Origin of the sequence: Mycobacterium spongiae, assembly GCF_018278905.1 — a bacterium.
Lineage (GTDB): Bacteria > Actinomycetota > Actinomycetes > Mycobacteriales > Mycobacteriaceae > Mycobacterium > Mycobacterium spongiae.
The window spans coordinates 1,970,007-1,986,584 of the sequence record NZ_CP046600.1; the positions used below are offsets into that span (position 1 = coordinate 1,970,007).

Here is a 16,578-nt window from a genome sequence, read left to right on the forward strand (position 1 = left end):
GCCGCGATGCACATTGCGATGGAGGAGGTTTGCCGTGATGCTTGGTGGCTCGAATCAGCTGCGGAATTGGCTGAGCGCGCGCATCTTGTTCGTCACGTCCAGCGCTGCCACCTTGTAGGCCTCCGAGAATGTCGGATAGTTGAACACCGCGTCGACCAGGTAGTCGACGGTGCCGCCGCACCCCATCACGGCCTGGCCGATGTGCACCATCTCAGTGGCGCTGGTACCGAAGATGTGCGCGCCGAGCAGGGTGCGATCTTCGGTGGATACCAACAGCTTGAGCATTCCGTAGGAATCGCCGGCGATTTGGCCGCGGGCGAGTTCGCGGTACCGGGCCACTCCCACCTCGTAGGGTATCGAGTTTTTGGTCAAGTCCTTTTCGGTAGCTCCGACGTACGATATCTCGGGAATCGAATAGATCCCGATCGGCTGCAGCGCGGTGATGCCCTCGGTCGGTTCGCCGAACGCGTGATAGGCCGCCAGCCGGCCCTGATCCATCGACGTTGCCGCCAGCGCGGGGAATCCGATGACGTCACCGACGGCGTAGATGTGGTCGACCTTGGTCTGGAATTCGTCGTCGACAAAAACCCGTCCGCGGTGGTCGGTCTCCAAACCCGCGTTGTCCAGGTCCAGATGCTCGGTTTGGCCTTCCCGGCCCGCGGAGTACATCACCGTCTCGGCGGGTATCTGCTTGCCGCTCGCCAGGGTAGTGACCGTGCCGGCGGACCCGACGTCCACGGCGGTCACCTCCTCGCCGAACCGGAAAGTGACCGCGAGGTCGCGCAGGTGGAACTTCAACGCTTCGACGATCTCTCTGTCGCAGAAATCCAGCATCGTGTCGCGCTTCTCGATGACCGTCACCTTGGTCCCCAGGGCGGCGAACATCGATGCGTACTCGATCCCGATGACCCCGGCGCCGACCACGGCCATCGACGCCGGGAGTGACTTGAGGTCCAAGATGCCGTCGGAGTCCAGCACCCGCGTTTCGTCGAACTCGACTCCGGATGGCCGCGCCGGTTTGGTGCCGGTGGCGATGATGATGTAGTCACCGGTGACGGTGATTCTCTCGCCCTGGGCGTCTTCTTCGACCAAGACGGTATGCGGGTCGACGAAGCGCGCGTGACCCAGGATCATGTCGATACGGTTGCGCATCAGCTGTGAACGCACCACGTCGACCTGCTTGCCGATGACGTGCTGGGTGCGCGCCAACAGGTCGGCCGGGGTGATCTTGTCCTTGACCCGGTAGCTCGCGCCGTAGAGTTCGCGCTGGCTCAGACCGGTGAGATAGACCACGGCCTCGCGCAGTGTCTTGGACGGGATGGTGCCCGTGTTCACGCAGACGCCGCCGAGCATTCGGCCGCGTTCGACGAGCGCCACGGACTTGCCCAACTTGGCCGCGGCGATGGCGGCTTTTTGGCCGCCGGGCCCGGACCCGATCACGATCAGGTCGTACTCTCGCATCGAACTCATGGGATAGACGATAGAGCCCACAGTCGAGAGTTTGTCCACAGACGCGTGGCTGAGTCATGGTGAGCGAGCTTGGGCTGACGGTGTCGGTCGTCAGCGTTGACATCCATGACGAACCACCGAACTGACTTTGATATCCACCGCCCCGGGGCACTGATTGCCGCGTTACCCGCAGTCTTGGGCTTCGTCCCGGAAAAATCGCTGGTCCTGGTATCGCTGGAGAATGGGGGATTGGGGTCGGTGATGCGCGCCGACCTCTCCGCGAAGCTGAGCGAGCGGGTTGAGCAGCTAGCGGAGCTCGCCGCCGCCTCAGACCCCAAGGCAGCGATCGCCGTCATCGTCGACGCGGACGCGGACGCGGCCTGCTGCCCGCAGTGCAACGAAGAGCAACGGCAGCTATGCGCGGCGCTCAACGCGGCGTTGTCCCGACGCGACATCGTGCTGTGGGCAGCACATGTGGTTGACCGCATCGCCGTTGGCGGTCGTTGGCACTGCGTGGACGGCTGCGGTTCAGGTGGGGTCATCGACGATCCGTCCGCTTCGCCACTGGCGTTGGCCGCGGTGCTGGACGGGCGACGCCTATACCCGCGGCGCGCCGACCTGGAGGCCGTCATCGCGATCGACGAACGGGCGCACAGTGCCGAGCTCGCCGCTGCGATAACTCAACAGTCGGCCGCCCGCCAGATCGCTCACCACGCCGACCCCATCGGCTGCTGCCGGCGGGATGTGGAAGACACCGTGACCGCCGCAGCCCAGCTGGCGGATGGGCAACCGCTCTCTGAGATGGAGCTCGTGAGGCTGGGCTGCGCGGTGAGCGATGCGCAGGTGCGTGACGCGTTGTACGGCCTTGCCATCGGTGAGCGCGCCGCTGAGGCTGAGTCGCTGTGGGCAGTCCTGGCGCGCATGCTGCCCGAGCCCTGGCGAGTGCAGGCGCTGGTATTGCTCGCGTTCAGCGCCTACGCCCGCGGTGACGGGCCACTGGCCGGCGTGTCGCTACAGGCCGCCCTGCGCAGTGATCCGGGCGACCGGATGGCGGGCATGCTGGACACGGCGCTGCAATCCGGGCTGCGGCCCGAGCAGATCCGGGAGCTCGCGGTCACCGGGTATCGACGAGCGGCGGAATTGGGCGCGCGGCTACCGCCACAGCAGGTGTTTGGTCGACGTGCGGGGTAGGCGTGGGTCGGGGTGGTGCGCCGTCGCGAAGCGGGTCAGACCTTGTCGACTTTCACCGCGTGTGCCATCTGGTGTGGCAGGGTGACGTTCTCGTGCCCCGGGATGACGATGGTCACGCCGCTATCCGCGTTGGTTTCGACGGTAACGCGCGCGTTGGGCACGACGCCGGCGTCTTTCAGTCGGGTGATCAGCTCGATATCGCCTTGCACGTGTTCGGCGAGCTGGCGGACCACCACTGCCACTGGCGATCCCGCTGGCAACTCGGTCAGCCGAACAAGGTTGGCACTGTCGGCACCGGACTCCGGGCCCACGCCGAGCTCCAACAGACCCGGAATCGGATTGCCGAAAGGCGACGTGGTCGGGCCGTTGAGCACCTTAACCAGCCGGCGCTCCACGTCCTCGCTCATGACGTGCTCCCACCGGCAGGCCTCGGCGTGCACTTCCTCCCACGGCAAGCCGATGACGTCAACCAGGAGGCGTTCGGCGAGGCGGTGCTTGCGCATCACGGCGATTGCCAGCGCACGGCCCTTGTCGGTGAGCTCGAGATGGCGGTCGCCTGCCACCCGCAATAGCCCGTCGCGCTCCATCCGGGATACCGTCTGGCTCACCGTCGGACCGCTTTGCTCAAGCCGTTCGGCGATCCGGGCGCGCAGCGGCGTTACTCCCTCTTCCTCGAGGTCATAGATCGTCCGCAGGTACATCTCGGTGGTGTCAACCAAGTCGTTCATTCACCCATCCTCCGTTGCCGCCGAGTCTACTTGGCCAGTTCCGTCAGTGGTTCGCCAAAACGCTCTCCGCAGCAGTATGCCCGCCGCAGGTCCGGCGGGCATAACGCTGTCCACAGCAGTATGCCCGCCGCTGGCGCGGCGGGCATACTGTCTGCTACCTAGTTCTTGATCGCTATCGGCGCGAAACCTCAACTGGCGTAGGCCCGCAGCCGATCGGCTCGCTCGCCGTGACGCAGCTTGCACATGACATCGCGCTCGATCTGGCGCACGCGCTCACGAGACAGTCCGAACAGTTTGCCGATCTGATCCAGGGTCCGTGGCTGCCCGTCATCGAGTCCGAACCGAAGTCGGATGACCTGATGTTCACGCTCATCCAACGTCGCCAGGACGCTGCGGATGTCGGTGTGCAACAGTTCGGAGATCACTGCGTTCTCCGCGGACATCGCTTCCGCGTCCTCGATGAAATCACCGAGTGGGGCCTCTTCCTCGGAGCCGACAGGCATATCCAGGCTCACCGGGTCGCGACTGTGCTCGAGCAGGTCGCTGATCTTCTCCATCGGAATCCCGGATTCGGCGGCCAGTTCCTCGTCGGTCGCCTCACGGCCCAGGTTCTGGTGCATTTCGCGCTTGATCCGCGCCAGCTTGTTCACCTGCTCAACCAAGTGGACGGGCAGCCGGATGGTACGGCTCTGGTCGGCCATGCCGCGGGTGATGGCCTGGCGGATCCACCAGGTGGCGTACGTCGAGAACTTGAATCCCTTTGCATAGTCGAACTTCTCCATCGCACGGATCAGCCCGAGGTTGCCCTCTTGGATCAGGTCCAGCAGCGGCATGCCGCGACCCGTGTAGCGCTTGGCCAGCGACACCACCAGCCGTAGGTTCGCTTCCAACAGGTGTCGGCGCGCAGCCTTGCCGTCGCGTGCCACTATCGCCAGGTCGCGCTTGCGGTTCTCGCCAAGGCGCTTGCGGGTTTCCAGCAGATGCTCGGCATAGAGTCCGGCTTCAATGCGCTTGGCCAGTTCGACTTCATCGGCCGCGTTCAGCAGCGCCGTCTTGCCGATGCCGTTCAGATAGACGCGCACCAAGTCCGCTGCGGGGCTTTGAGCATCCAGATCGCCGTCAACCCGGATTGTGGTGGCATTTACCATGGCGGCCTCCCGATAGGTTGTCCTGTCATGTGTGTTAACGACAGTTGTGGCGTCATAGTTCCCGCCGGGTCGCCAGCTCACCCCGTTTGACGTGCAGTTATGCGTTGATGACCTGAGAATGTCCTGAGAAGTCTGGTCGGTGCGGCCAGCCGGAAACTCGCGAGCCGTGGTACTAGCCGTGGTTCTGGAAGCCCGGCGAATCCGAATGCGGCGGGCGGCGGCGCGGCCGCTCGAGTGCTGGCCGCTCGGCGGTCGGGAACAACGGCGTGCGGCGCACGTCGTCGAATCGTCGCGGTTCGTCGGCGCTGCGGGGCGGTCGGTCGTTGGCGATCAGCACCGCCATCCAGGGCAGCGGGATCGAGGCAGCCACGATCAGTAACGAGATCAGCCCGTTGTGCCAGAGGCCGTAAGCGATGGCGGCCAGGATGAGCGCCGGAATGCGGAACGCCATCAATGTCATGTATTTGCGCACCCGCGCGCGATGCTGTGCCTCGTACGAGGGAGCGGCCGCGGTGATCAGTACCGGCTTGCCCTTGTCGTCGAAGTCGTCGAAGTCGTCGAAGTCGTCGGAGTCCTCGAAGTCACCGAAACCCAGCCCAGAGCCGCGCTTCATATGTCCACTGTCCCACAATGCATCGATTCCAGCCCATTCTGGTCGCCCGGCCAGACTGCGGGCCAGTCAGAGGGCACAATGTCAGGTATGGATACCCAGACGATCGAGCGCCCGGATACCGACGAACGCGTCGACGATGGGACCGGAAGCGATACGCCGAAGTACTTCCACTACGTGAAGAAGGACAAGATCGCCGAGAGTGCGGTCATGGGTAGCCACGTGGTCGCGCTGTGCGGTGAAGTCTTTCCCGTTACCCGCGCCGCGAAGCCCGGATCACCAGTGTGTCCGGATTGCAAGCAGATCTACGACCGGCTTAAGAAGGGCTGATCAGTTCGGCTGGTCCGCCTCGGCGGTGTCCGGCTGCGCCGATGGTGAACGAGCTGCTCTTCTGGCGGCGCATGTGCGGGCCTCCACCCATTTGCGCAGCCGGTGGGCGTGGGTGGCGGGGGCCGGAAATTCCTCTTGGATGGCGGCGTTGAGTTCGGCGCCCAGCATGACGGCGAAACCCCCGAAGAACGCGAACAACAGGAAAGCAATCGGAGTGGCCAGCGCACCGTAGGTGTAGCCAGTGCTGGTAATCCAGCCCAAGTAGATCCGAAGCCCCAAGGTGGCAATCAAGAACACCACCACCGCCAATACAGCGCCGAAGACCAGGCGATGGGTAGGCAGTGGCACCGGCAGCGCCACTCGATACAGAATGACGACCCCGGCCAGCAGGCCAACGATCACCGCGGGGTAGTAGCCATAACGCAGCAGGTTGGCAAGGCTGTAGGGGATGTGTTCGGCCACCTTGCGCGGGCCCACTGCCAGGACTGGTGCGGTCGCGACCACGAACACCAGCATCGTCACGTAGAGAAAGAGCCCGAAGAATCGCTGCCGCACCGGATGGCGCAACGGAGTCTGATCATGGGCCTCCACCACGGCGTCGACGAACGACGAAATCGCCGATGATCCCGCCCACAACGAGATCACAAACCCGAGGGACACCACCTCGCCGCGGGCACCGTTGGTGATGTCGCGCATGGTCGGTTCGATGATCTCGTTAACCACGCTGGGGGAAAAAAAGCTGCGGGCCGTGGATATCGCGTTTTTCTCGATGTCCGGCAACGTGTCCGCACCGAATATCGGAGCTACGTAGGCCAAGCTGCCCAGCATTCCCAACAGCAGCGGAGGTAGCGATAAGGCCGACCAGAAAGCCGCCTCTGCTGACTCCGAGAAAATCGAGTCATCCCAACTCTTGGACAAGGTCCGCAGACTGATTCGCCAGAAGTGGTGGCGGGACGGCTTGGGGTTTTGGTCACTCATCGGATCCAGCATTGCTGAAAACTGATCGCACAACCGGCATTGCCGATGGGTGAGTTTGGCGAAACTAGCTTCCGCTGACCTCCAGCACCGCGGCGACCTCGTTGAGTTTGGCCTCGTGCTCGTTGGCGTGATGTTGGCAGAACAGGAGTTCGGCGCCGGAAGGCAGCTTCGCACGCACCCGCGCTGCTGCGCCACAGCGATCACAGCGGTCTGCTCTTGTCAGCTCGGGACTGGTAAGAGTTGCGGTCATGGCTTCTCCGTTCTGGGTACCTTCACTCTCTCAGACGTTTGGGGGTTTCGCCGTGTTCCCGCCCCCGCACGGGGTGTGTCGTTTCTCACGAGTTTTTGGCGGGCGCATCGGGCAGGCTGGTTAGGGTGACCTCCGACCCGCCGCTACTTGTGCACCTATGCGGGACTCAGGCGTGGTCGCAAGCCCTTCGCGTCGGTGAGATTCGCCCCGAGTCGGGTGATTCGCCCGGCGCGGCCGGGTTCATTCACTTATCCACGCTGGAGCAGGTCCATCTACCCGCCAACCGGCTCTACCGTGGTCATCGTGATCTGCTTCTTCTCTACATCGACACGGCGGCGCTGAATTCGCCGGTGCGATGGGAACCTGGAGTACCGACGGATCCCGAGGCGATGCTCTTCCCGCATCTGTACGGTCCGCTGCCGGTGCACGCGGTGAGCAGAGCCACCGCCTACCGGCCGGCGCGCGACGGCACCTTCCCCCCGGCCACCGAATTGGCCGACGGGGCTCAGGACGCGACGTAGGCGTCGGCTTCGATCTCCACCAGCAAGTCGGGGGCGATCAGCGCGGCAACTTCAACCATGGTCGCCACTGGACGGATCGCGCCGAAAACCTGAGCGTGAACTTCGCCGACCTCGCGCCATCTGGAAATGTCAGTCAGGTATATGCGGGTACGGACTACGTCGGTGAGCGTGGCCCCAGCCTGTGCGAGGGCGATCTCGATGCGGCGCAGTGCGTCGTGCGTCTGTGCCCTGAGATCCCCAGCCGGTCCAGCGCCGGTGGTACCTGCCACCATCACGTGGGGCCCAACACGCACGGCACGGGAGTAGCCGATCTGCGACTCGAAGTCGGATCCGGACGAAACGAGTGTGCGGAGCGCTGGCATGGAAGCCACAGTATGACGCCGGCCGGATCGGTGTTACCAAAAGGCCTGTGCCGCAGAAAGACCACCGGGAGGTGCCGCGAGACGCGGTAGTGCCGCTCAGTCCAGGTAGTCGCGCACCAGGAATTAGTCAACACTGACACGACGACTACCCCCACCAAGCACATCCGTTGCGCCGAATTAGACCTCTTGGGCGCAAGGACGGCTGCCCGCAATGCATCGCACGCCTTGCCTCCCGGTTCGAGGCACAACAGGGCGACTGACCTGACCGAGCGGATCACCGACGCCCTCGGGGCCGGTGAATGCCTACGGGCTGAGGTCGACGAGGATTGCCATCCGCCCAACGAGATGGTGACCGCGATGATCTCGCTCTTCGACGCCTTCAGCAAGGCTGACGAAGGCTGTGTCGACCTCGACCTGGAATCCGACGGTTCTTTCCCGCCGATGAGCGGCCGGTTGTCGGTGGCTGGTGAGACGGTGCAGCCATGAAAACGACTCTCTACGCCGTCGCCATCGTCGCTCTGATGGTGTTGGGGATCTTGGCAGCACCCATGGCGAAGGCCGAAGCGTGGCAGCGCGCCTGGAGCATCGACCTGCGGATCAACGGGCACGCCTAGCCCGCAAGTACGCCAGTGCCTACGCCGCCTAGGCACTGATCCCCCGGACGGCGCGCAACGCCGCCGAGCAGATGAAGAAATACACGTCTAGTGCCGCCGAAAACAGCAGTTCGGACACGAATCCCATTGCGATGAGCACCGGCCTGATTACACGGAAATGAGGAGCCTTTCACAAAGGCCCTCATGATTAAAACGCTGGGTAGCATCGAAAACGTCAACCAAGTACCCGACAACCTATTGCAGTCTGCCGCTCCAGAGTAAGCAGCGCTGTGCAAGAGCCGAATTGGAGGGGAGCATGCTTGAAGGAGGTGAAACATGATCAAAACAAAGGTCACCCGTGGACACCGTTTTTATCCGAGCTGGCGACCGCGCTGAGTAATTCGGATAACCGCCTAAAAGGCTGTCAGAATTGGCCTGCTTGACTCGAGCAAGCAGGCCAATTCCAGCGCTAAGTGATAGGGAATAGTTGTGATTGTGTCGTTGAAATCGGCGCGGTTCCGAGCCTGCCGGCAAGCCGGGTCGGCCACTATGGGGGGCCGCTGAACATGGCCGGACAAGCAGAGTTGGCGCTTGCGCCCCCGTCGGTAAGTCGCCGGCCCAGTCAGCGCGAACGGCACGGCGATGTGTTCACCGATCACTACGGGTGGCTCGACGCCACCGATGACCCTGAGGTGATTGCACACTACGTCCATGAGAATCGCTATACCGACCAGCAGACCCGTCATCTTCATCCGTTGTCCCAAAGCATCTTCGAGGAAATCTCCGCGCGAACAGAAAAAGCCGGCGCGACCACACCTGTGCGACGTGGCAAGTGGTGGTATTACTCGCGATACTGCAAGGGCCAACCGTACCGGCGACATTTTCGCTGCCCGGTTGCGCAGCGACAACAGTCGAGCCCGCCACTGATAGCAGAAGAGCAGAGCAGCGATGAGCAGCTGGTCCTGGACGAGAACATCGAGGCGCAAGATCACGATTTCTTCGCCCTGGGAGCTGCCGCAGTCAGTCCTGACGGAAAAGTGTTGGCATACACGGTCGACACCAAAGGCGACGAGCGATTCGCCCTGCGACTCAAACCCCTCGACAACCAACCGCGGTATGCATGTGAAATCGGCGATATCGCGCCATGCGAACCCAACGATCGCTGGTCGAGCGTGGCGTGGGCCTCGGATAGCAGAACCCTCTACTACGTCACGATCGACGACACCGGCCGACCCGATACTGTCTGGCGGTGCACGCTGGGGGCGAATCAGCCGGCAGAGTGTGTCTTTCACGAGTCCGACACGAGTTTCAACATCGTCATCAGTCGGACCCGAAGCGGCAAGTACATCTTCATCGCCTCGCATTCGCTGACTACCTCCGAGGTGCGCTATGGGCGCACCGATGACCGCGCGACGATGTTCCGTGTCGTCCTTGAGCGCCGGACCGGTGTCAGCTACACCCTGGACCACGCAGTGCTACGTGGTGAGGACCGCTTTGTCATCGCCCACAATCACAATGCCCTCAACTTCACCGTGATTGACGCGCCGATCGCCGACCCCGCCCAGCAACGCACGCTCATGGCGCACCGCAGCGACGTGTACATCACCGCTGTGGATGCGTTCGCCAACTATGTCGCGATCAGCTCCCGATGCCAGGCCGTATCGCGCGTGGAACTGATCCCCATCGACTCAGCAGGACAATACGGACACCCGGATGCGGTGAGGTTCGACAACGAGTTGATGTCGGCCACCCTTGCCGAGAACCCGGACTGGGACGCGCCGACGTGCCGCATCCAAGTGACCTCGTATGTGACGCCGCCACGGGTATGTGAGGTCGACGTCACCGCAGCACACCGAGTCCGCGTTCTCAAGCAGGAACCGGTCTTCGGGGGATTTCGGCCCGAGGATTACGTCGAGCGCCGCGAATGGGCGCTGGCAGCAGACGGCACGCGCGTGCCGATATCGATCATCTATCGCCGCGGACTGATATTGCCAGCGCCGACGCTGCTGTATGGCTACGGCGCGTTCGGGTGCTGCGATGATTCGTGGTTTTCCATCCCCCGATTGTCGGTTCTTGACCGCGGAATGGTGTTCGCGGTCGCCCATGTACGCGGTGGGGGCGATCTCGGGCGACGCTGGCATGAGCACGGCCGGGGCATGAACAAGCAGAACTCGATTACCGATTTCGTCGCGGTGGCCGAGCATCTCACCCAATGTGGTGTTACCCGCTCTCAGAGTCTGGTGGCCTTCGGGGGCAGTGCAGGTGGTCTGCTGGTGGGCGCTGCGGTCAATATCTCACCGGAGCTATTCGCCGGGGTTCTGGCCGTCGTTCCGGTGGTTGACCCTTTGACGGCGATGCTGGATCCGGGTTCGTATGTGGACATGGCCCTGCAGGGCGAGCTGGGGGATCCCGCCCTCGATGTGGAGGTCTACAACTACATCAAGAAGTACTCGCCATACGAGAACATCGGTCAGAAAAAGTATCCCAGCATTCTTGCCGTTGCGGCGCTGCGTGACACGCGAGTGGCTGCCGTCTCTTCAGCCAAATGGGTCGCCGCGTTGAGGCACATGTCGATCGGGGATGCTCCGGTGCTGCTCAAGACTGAGATGGCTGCCGGGCACACAGGTATCAGTGGACGCTACGCCCAGTGGGAACAAGCGGCATTCGAGTATGCGTGGATGCTGAACACCGCGCGCAATCACCACCAGAGCGCCGTGCCGGTGCCCTAACGCCAGGCGAGAAGCATGCTTCAGGTATCCCGCCCCCACCGCTCGACGGCGGTCACGACGTCAGGTCGACCGCTGAGTCTGCTGCTGGTGGCCACCTTGAGCGCCGCCGCCGGCAACGGCATCTCGATCGTCGCGTTTCCGTGGTTGGTGCTGCAGCACCGCGGGAGCGTGCTGGACGCGTCCATCGTGGCCGCCGCAGCCGCGCTGCCGCCGCTGATCTCGACCCTGATCGCCGGCACTGCGATCGACATGCTCGGCAGGCGCAGAATGTCGATACTGTCCGACGTGCTCTCAGGGGTCACTGTAGCCGCGGTCCCATTGGTGGCCATGGCATTTGGGGCACAAGCCGTGGATGTCGTGGTGCTTGCCACGTTGGCCGCTCTCGGCGCGGCCTTTGATCCCGCCGGGATCACTGCGCGCAGATCCATGCTGCCCGAGGCTGCCCAGTGCGCGGGCTGGACGCTGGATCGGGTCAACGCCGTGCACGGGGCGACCTTCAATGCCGCGTACATCGTCGGCCCGGGTCTTGGCGGGCTGTTGATCCCTGCCATCGGAGGCATCAACACCATGTGGGTCACCGCCGGCGCTTTCGCGGTGTCGATTGCGTCGATGGCCGCGCTGCGGCTGGAGGGCTCGGGTCCGCCCACCGCCCAAGCGCGACCCGAGCATGTGTGGGCTGGTGTCGTGGAGGGCCTGAAGTTCGTGTGGAATCTGCGCCTGCTGCGGGTGCTGGCGCTGGTGCACCTGGTGATTGCGGCGTCATACCTGCCAATGGAAGGAGTGTTGTTCCCGAAGTACTTCTCCGACCGCAACGAACCCGCCCAGTTGGGTTGGGTGCTTGTGGCAATGTCATTGGGCGCTCTGGTTGGGGCGCTGGCATATCCGCTGCTGGTGCGCTGCGTCACGCGGCGGGCGATTCTGCTGATCGCGACACTGACCCTGGGGCTCTGCAGCGCCGCGATGTCGCTGCTGCCGCCGATCGCGGTGATGCTGCTGCTCAGCGCTGTCGTCGGGCTCGCGTGCGGGCCCGTCCAGCCGCTCTATAACTACGTGATGCAAACCAAAGCGCCGCCACATTTGCGGGGCCGCGTCATCGCAGCGATGACCTCGTTGGCGTACTCAGCGGGCCCGGTGGGATTCCTGCTCGCCGGCCCACTTGTCGATACATTCGGGCTGCCGGCCACGTTCTTGGCGCTCTCAATCCCGATAGCGGTCACCGGACTGGTGTTGGTTCGGCTGCCGCTTCTGCATGAACTCGACCGAACGCCAACGAGTCCCACGAGGGGAGTACCTGGGCCAGGTATTCGGGGGGACGTTTCGGCAAACTCGTTACCACGATGACTCGTGATTGACTGCGCTGTGCGTGTCCTCTTTGGTGACTGGCAAAACCTCTGGTCAAACGAGGAATTAAGGGAAGTCGCTCAGTCCAAGTAGTCGCGCAGGACTTGAGAACGGCTGGGGTGGCGCAGTTTCGACATCGTTTTTGATTCAATCTGGCGGATGCGTTCGCGGGTCACGCCATAGACCTGGCCGATCTCGTCAAGAGTCCGGGGTTGCCCGTCGGTGAGGCCGAAGCGCAACCGCACCACACCGGCTTCGCGCTCGGACAGTGTGTCGAGCACAGACTGCAGCTGGTCTTGCAGCAACGTGAAGGACACCGCATCCACGGCTACCACCGCTTCGCTGTCTTCGATGAAGTCGCCCAGCTGGCTGTCGCCCTCGTCACCGATGGTCTGGTCCAACGAGATCGGCTCGCGGGCGTACTGCTGGATTTCCAGCACCTTCTCCGGCGTGATATCCATCTCTTTGGCCAGCTCCTCGGGCGTGGGCTCGCGGCCCAGGTCCTGGAGTAGCTCGCGCTGTATGCGGCCGAGCTTGTTGATCACCTCAACCATGTGCACCGGGATCCGGATGGTGCGCGCCTGATCGGCCATGGCGCGGGTGATGGCCTGGCGAATCCACCACGTCGCGTAGGTGGAGAACTTATAGCCCTTGGTGTAGTCGAATTTTTCGACCGCACGGATCAAGCCCAGGTTGCCTTCCTGGATCAGGTCGAGAAACGCCATCCCTCGACCGGTGTAGCGCTTGGCCAGCGAAACCACCAGCCGCAGGTTAGCTTCCAACAGGTGGTTCTTCGCGCGGTCACCATCGCGGCAAATCCACATCATGTCGCGGCGCTGCGCGGCGGGCAGCTTCTCACCGCGGTCTGTCAGCTCGGTCATCAGCTGGGTGGCGTACAGGCCTGCCTCGATCCGCTTCGCCAGCTCGACTTCTTCCTCGGCGTTGAGCAGCGCGACTTTGCCGATCTGCTTGAGGTAGGCGCGAACAGAATCGGCGGATGCGGTGAGTTCGGCGTCCTTACGAGCCTGACGTAGTGCCTCCGACTCGTCTTCGTCCCAGACGAAGTCGCCGGAAGCTTTGTCCTTTTCGGTGGGCTCAGGAATCTCCTCGTCCTCTTCGGCGGGAGTTCCCGGTGCCCCGGTCGGGGCGGCTTCGCCGGCCTCGTTGTCGTGCTGGGCGTCGTCGGCGGTGTCGGCAGCGTCGGCGTCTTCGGTGTCTTCTTCGTGCTCGGCGTCTTCTGCGTCGGGCGCCACGTCCTCGAGATCGTCGAGGCTGAGATCGGCGTCGATGTCGAGGTCGTCACCGGGCTCGACGTCGAGGTCTGGCTCCGCTTCGAGTTCCTCGGCCTTGTCCAGGGTGGCCTCCGGATCCAGAGAAGGATCCTTGGGCGCCTCTTTGGGGGCGGTGGCTTTGTCCGCTCGGCCGCGGGTAGCGGGTGCTTTGGCGGTCGCCTTCGCCGGGGAGCGGGTCTTCTTCGGGGCGTCGGGGGCGTCGGGGGCGTCGGGGGTCTTGCTGGCCCGCGCCGCGGGTTTGGCCTTGGCGGCCCGCTTCGTCGTTGTGGAGCCGTTGGCGGACTTCGCCGCCGTTCGCCTCGCGGCGGCTTTGGCCGGGGGCTTGGTGGCGGTGCGTTTCACCGGCTCGTCGGTCGCCGCGCTTGCCTTGGTCGCTGCCACATACACCCCTTCGGTGGTACTCACTTCCGGTGGGTCTGGGCGTGCTTAACCGAAAGTGTCTGCTATGTCGAATGTCGGCCTTGATATCAGCGTGAATACTCGCGCGCTATCGGTTCGGCGGTCGCCGTGGACCATTGTAACTTCACTGTGTACTCGTGCTGCCCGACCGGGCAAAATTCAGTGCGTCACGTCGGCAACGGAAGCCATCGCCGCGCCGACAATCCCAGCGGTGTTCTGCAGGGCCGCTGGCACCACTGGGGTGCGATTTTCCAGCAGGTGCACCCATTTGTGGGCTTTGCGGCTGATGCCGCCGCCGGCGATGAACAGATCGGGCCAGATCGCGTTTTCGATCGCGATCAACACGCGTGTCACCTGTTTGGTCCACTTCTGATAGCTCCAGTCGCGCTTTTCTTTGACCGAGGATGCGGCCCGGTGCTCGGCCTCCTTGCCGCCGACCTCAAGGTGGCCGAATTCCGTATTGGGTATCAACGTCCCGTTGTGGATGACCGCAGACCCGATTCCGGTTCCGAACGTGAGCAGAACGACCAAGCCAGAGTTGTCCTTGCCGGCGCCGTATCGTTCCTCGGCAAGCCCGGCCGCGTCCGCGTCGTTGAGGATCGTGACGTCTTGCCCCGGCAGCTCGGCGCTGATGACGGCGCGAGCGTCGGTCCCGATCCACGACCTATCAACATTGGCCGCTGTCCGGGCGACGCCGTTGGTCACCACGCCGGGATAGGTCACCCCGAGCGGGCCGGTCCAGCCGAATCTCTCGACGACCTCGGCGATGGTCTTGGCGACCGCAGGTGGAGTGGCTGGTTGCGGCGTCAGCAGTTTGATTCGATCGCCGATCAGTTGACCGGAATCCAGATCGACGATTCCGCCCTTGATGCCGCTGCCGCCCACGTCGATGCCGAATCCGCGGTGCTGGGGCGTGCCAGCGGCCATGTCGTACGGGGGAACGGTGCTGGTCATCGAATCTCCTCGCCGGGACTGTGGTGTTCGCTCACCTTAGCCCTGCCCCTTCTTGGGCCGATACGAGCGGGAATGGTCGGTCCGCTGGGTCTAAGCCGCAACATCGCGTTCGGCGGGAACTGTGATGCGATAGACCGGTGACACAACCTGGCAACGAGCCTGAGCGGCTACGTTCGGTAGCCGAAGAGCTTGCGAACGAGGCGGCCGCATTCGTGCGTTGCCGCCGCTCCGATGTGTTTGATGTCCACCGCGGTGCCGCGGGCGGCGAGGCGGTGCGAGCCAAGACCACACCGACTGATCCAGTGACGGTGGTCGACACCGAAACGGAACGGCTGCTACGTGATCGATTGGCTCAGTTGAGACCCGGTGATCCGATTCTCGGGGAGGAGGGTGGCGGTCCCGCCGTCTCGGCGGACACGCGCGCCGATGCGGTGACGTGGGTGCTTGACCCCATAGACGGGACCGTGAATTTCGTTTACGGAATCCCCGTGTACGCGGTGTCGGTCGGCGCCCGGGTTGGCGGGGCCTCGGTGGCCGGTGCCGTCGCCGACGTCGTTGGGGGCAGGGTGTACTCGGCGGCGAGCGGCTTGGGTGCTCACGTCATCGACGAGCACGGGACACACGTGTTGCGCTGCAGCGGCGTCGATGACTTGTCGATGGCCTTGCTGGGGACTGGCTTCGGGTACTCACCGCAGCGCCGTGCTGCCCAGGCTGCGCTGTTGGCCCGGATGCTGCCGGTGGTTCGCGACGTGCGTCGCATCGGGTCTGCGGCGTTGGACCTATGCATGGTCGCGGCGGGACGGCTCGATGCCTTTTATGAGCACGGCCTGCAGGTGTGGGATTGCGCGGCGGGCGCCTTGATCGCCGCCGAGGCCGGAGCCCGCGTGTTGCTGCCCGCACCGAACGTCAACGGCGCGGGATTGGTCGTCGCCGTCGCTCCCGGAATTGCCGATGAGCTGTTGGCGACCCTTCGGCGATTCGACGGTCTGGAACCGATCCTGGACTAGACCGGACCGGGCTTCCCGATCAGCAGCTGTTGCGGTGGATTTCAGCAGCTGCTGGCATGGATTATCGACACCAGCTCGGGATCGATCGGCTCGGCGGAGCCAGGGCGCAGGCTGGCAAGCACGGCATCGATATCGTCGTTGTGCGAAAGCGTGGTGAAGTCGGTGCCCAGGGCCAGGTCGACCGAGTCGTCGGCGCGGTTGTCGCGAAACAACTCGGTGCACGGTGCCACCAGCCACAGCGCGGCTGCGGTGGCTTGTCCGGCGGTTCCGAAGCGGATCTGACCTTGGCAGTCCAGGCGGCTGCCAGCGTAGACGGGGTCGTTGGCCGCGGTCGGTTGGGCGAAGCCAAGGTCGGTCAACGCGCCAGCGATGTCGGCGGCTTGACCGCCGCGACCACTGGCGTTGAGGACGTGGATGACGGTGTCGCTCAGTTTGGCCGGCGCGACGTCGGTCATGTCCGCTCGCGAGACCTGCTCACCAAGATCAACGGGGGGCGCCTCCGCCGTTTGCGGGGGAGGGTTGCACACGGCGGCTTCGCGGACATCGGGCGGACGGGTCAGCGCAACTGTCCACACCACACCCGTAACCGCCACCAAGAACACCACCGCGACGATGGCGGGTTTGGGACTGCGTCGCCGAAAGGGCCGACCGTGTTTGTCGAAGGCTGTACCCTCTGTGATTTGTGCGACCACATGT

General features: G+C 63.9%; 18 protein-coding genes. 8 read left to right on the forward strand and 10 right to left on the reverse strand.

The genetic code is table 11. The annotated features are described in order from the left end of the window. Nucleotides 1-54: 54 nt before the first annotated feature. Nucleotides 55-1,461: a Si-specific NAD(P)(+) transhydrogenase gene (gene sthA, locus F6B93_RS08100; protein WP_211699348.1), complete on the reverse strand. Its 1,407-nt coding sequence runs from the start codon at nt 1,459-1,461 to the stop codon at nt 55-57. Nucleotides 1,462-1,575: 114 nt separating this feature from the next. On the opposite strand from sthA, the gene F6B93_RS08105 reads away from it, so the two are divergent. Continuing rightward, nucleotides 1,576-2,640, forward strand: coding sequence for a DUF4192 domain-containing protein (locus tag F6B93_RS08105; RefSeq protein WP_211698635.1), 1,065 nt, complete (start codon nt 1,576-1,578; stop codon nt 2,638-2,640). Nucleotides 2,641-2,675: 35 nt separating this feature from the next. On the opposite strand, the gene F6B93_RS08110 is transcribed toward F6B93_RS08105, so the two are convergent. From F6B93_RS08110 to F6B93_RS08120, 3 genes are all read right to left on the reverse strand, one after another. Then, nucleotides 2,676-3,368 (reverse strand): iron-dependent transcriptional repressor DtxR, encoded by a 693-nt coding sequence (locus tag F6B93_RS08110; protein ID WP_211698636.1) that lies wholly within the window; start codon nt 3,366-3,368, stop codon nt 2,676-2,678. A gap of 188 nt (nt 3,369-3,556) precedes the next feature. Next, complete coding sequence (gene sigB / locus F6B93_RS08115; protein WP_211698637.1) at nt 3,557-4,516, reverse strand: sigma-70 family RNA polymerase sigma factor SigB; 960 nt, start codon at nt 4,514-4,516, stop codon at nt 3,557-3,559. A gap of 172 nt (nt 4,517-4,688) precedes the next feature. Further along, nucleotides 4,689-5,147 carry a DUF3099 domain-containing protein gene (locus F6B93_RS08120; protein WP_211698638.1) on the reverse strand — a complete coding sequence of 153 codons (459 nt, stop codon included), beginning with the start codon at nt 5,145-5,147 and terminating at the stop codon, nt 4,689-4,691. Between the two features lie 69 nt (nt 5,148-5,216). On the opposite strand from F6B93_RS08120, the gene F6B93_RS08125 reads away from it, so the two are divergent. Further along, nucleotides 5,217-5,456: a DUF3039 domain-containing protein gene (locus F6B93_RS08125; protein WP_211698639.1), complete on the forward strand. Its 240-nt coding sequence runs from the start codon at nt 5,217-5,219 to the stop codon at nt 5,454-5,456. Here the strand turns inward: F6B93_RS08125 and F6B93_RS08130 are convergent, their stop codons facing one another. Next, entirely contained in the window at nt 5,457-6,434 is a 978-nt protein-coding gene (locus F6B93_RS08130; RefSeq protein WP_211698640.1) for a YihY/virulence factor BrkB family protein, read from the reverse strand. Between the two features lie 64 nt (nt 6,435-6,498). After that, nucleotides 6,499-6,684, reverse strand: coding sequence for a DUF7455 domain-containing protein (locus F6B93_RS08135; protein WP_211698641.1), 186 nt, complete (start codon nt 6,682-6,684; stop codon nt 6,499-6,501). Between the two features lie 116 nt (nt 6,685-6,800). Here F6B93_RS08135 and F6B93_RS08140 point away from each other — a divergent pair, with 116 nt between their 5' ends. Further along, nucleotides 6,801-7,205: a DUF952 domain-containing protein gene (locus F6B93_RS08140; protein ID WP_246541108.1), complete on the forward strand. Its 405-nt coding sequence runs from the start codon at nt 6,801-6,803 to the stop codon at nt 7,203-7,205. On the opposite strand, the gene F6B93_RS08145 is transcribed toward F6B93_RS08140, so the two are convergent. After that, nucleotides 7,190-7,567, reverse strand: a complete 378-nt coding sequence (locus F6B93_RS08145; protein WP_211698643.1) for a RidA family protein — start codon at nt 7,565-7,567, stop codon at nt 7,190-7,192. The two genes, F6B93_RS08140 and F6B93_RS08145, sit on opposite strands and share 16 nt — an antisense overlap. A 186-nt stretch (nt 7,568-7,753) precedes the next feature. Here F6B93_RS08145 and F6B93_RS08150 point away from each other — a divergent pair, with 186 nt between their 5' ends. The 4 genes from F6B93_RS08150 (at nt 7,754) to F6B93_RS08160 (ending at nt 12,230) form a co-directional block, all read left to right on the forward strand. Continuing rightward, nucleotides 7,754-8,053, forward strand: coding sequence for a hypothetical protein (locus F6B93_RS08150; protein WP_211698644.1), 300 nt, complete (start codon nt 7,754-7,756; stop codon nt 8,051-8,053). Further along, nucleotides 8,050-8,181 carry a hypothetical protein gene (locus F6B93_RS23380; RefSeq protein WP_281426142.1) on the forward strand — a complete coding sequence of 44 codons (132 nt, stop codon included), beginning with the start codon at nt 8,050-8,052 and terminating at the stop codon, nt 8,179-8,181. The genes F6B93_RS08150 and F6B93_RS23380 overlap by 4 nt, the downstream gene beginning before the upstream one ends. A gap of 545 nt (nt 8,182-8,726) precedes the next feature. Next, complete coding sequence (locus F6B93_RS08155; RefSeq protein WP_211698645.1) at nt 8,727-10,889, forward strand: S9 family peptidase; 2,163 nt, start codon at nt 8,727-8,729, stop codon at nt 10,887-10,889. 15 nt (nt 10,890-10,904) lie between these two features. Further along, nucleotides 10,905-12,230, forward strand: coding sequence for an MFS transporter (locus F6B93_RS08160; protein WP_211698646.1), 1,326 nt, complete (start codon nt 10,905-10,907; stop codon nt 12,228-12,230). Nucleotides 12,231-12,310: 80 nt separating this feature from the next. On the opposite strand, the gene F6B93_RS08165 is transcribed toward F6B93_RS08160, so the two are convergent. Then, nucleotides 12,311-13,903, reverse strand: coding sequence for an RNA polymerase sigma factor (locus F6B93_RS08165; protein ID WP_211698647.1), 1,593 nt, complete (start codon nt 13,901-13,903; stop codon nt 12,311-12,313). A 177-nt stretch (nt 13,904-14,080) separates the two neighbouring features. Next, nucleotides 14,081-14,875 carry a polyphosphate--glucose phosphotransferase gene (gene ppgK, locus F6B93_RS08170; protein ID WP_211698648.1) on the reverse strand — a complete coding sequence of 265 codons (795 nt, stop codon included), beginning with the start codon at nt 14,873-14,875 and terminating at the stop codon, nt 14,081-14,083. A gap of 137 nt (nt 14,876-15,012) precedes the next feature. Here ppgK and F6B93_RS08175 point away from each other — a divergent pair, with 137 nt between their 5' ends. Further along, nucleotides 15,013-15,882 carry an inositol monophosphatase family protein gene (locus F6B93_RS08175; RefSeq protein WP_211698649.1) on the forward strand — a complete coding sequence of 290 codons (870 nt, stop codon included), beginning with the start codon at nt 15,013-15,015 and terminating at the stop codon, nt 15,880-15,882. Nucleotides 15,883-15,923: 41 nt separating this feature from the next. Here the strand turns inward: F6B93_RS08175 and cei are convergent, their stop codons facing one another. Next, on the reverse strand, nt 15,924-16,574 hold the full coding sequence (gene cei / locus F6B93_RS08180) for an envelope integrity protein Cei (protein WP_211698650.1): 651 nt from the start codon (nt 16,572-16,574) through the stop codon (nt 15,924-15,926). Nucleotides 16,575-16,578: the final 4 nt, after the last annotated feature.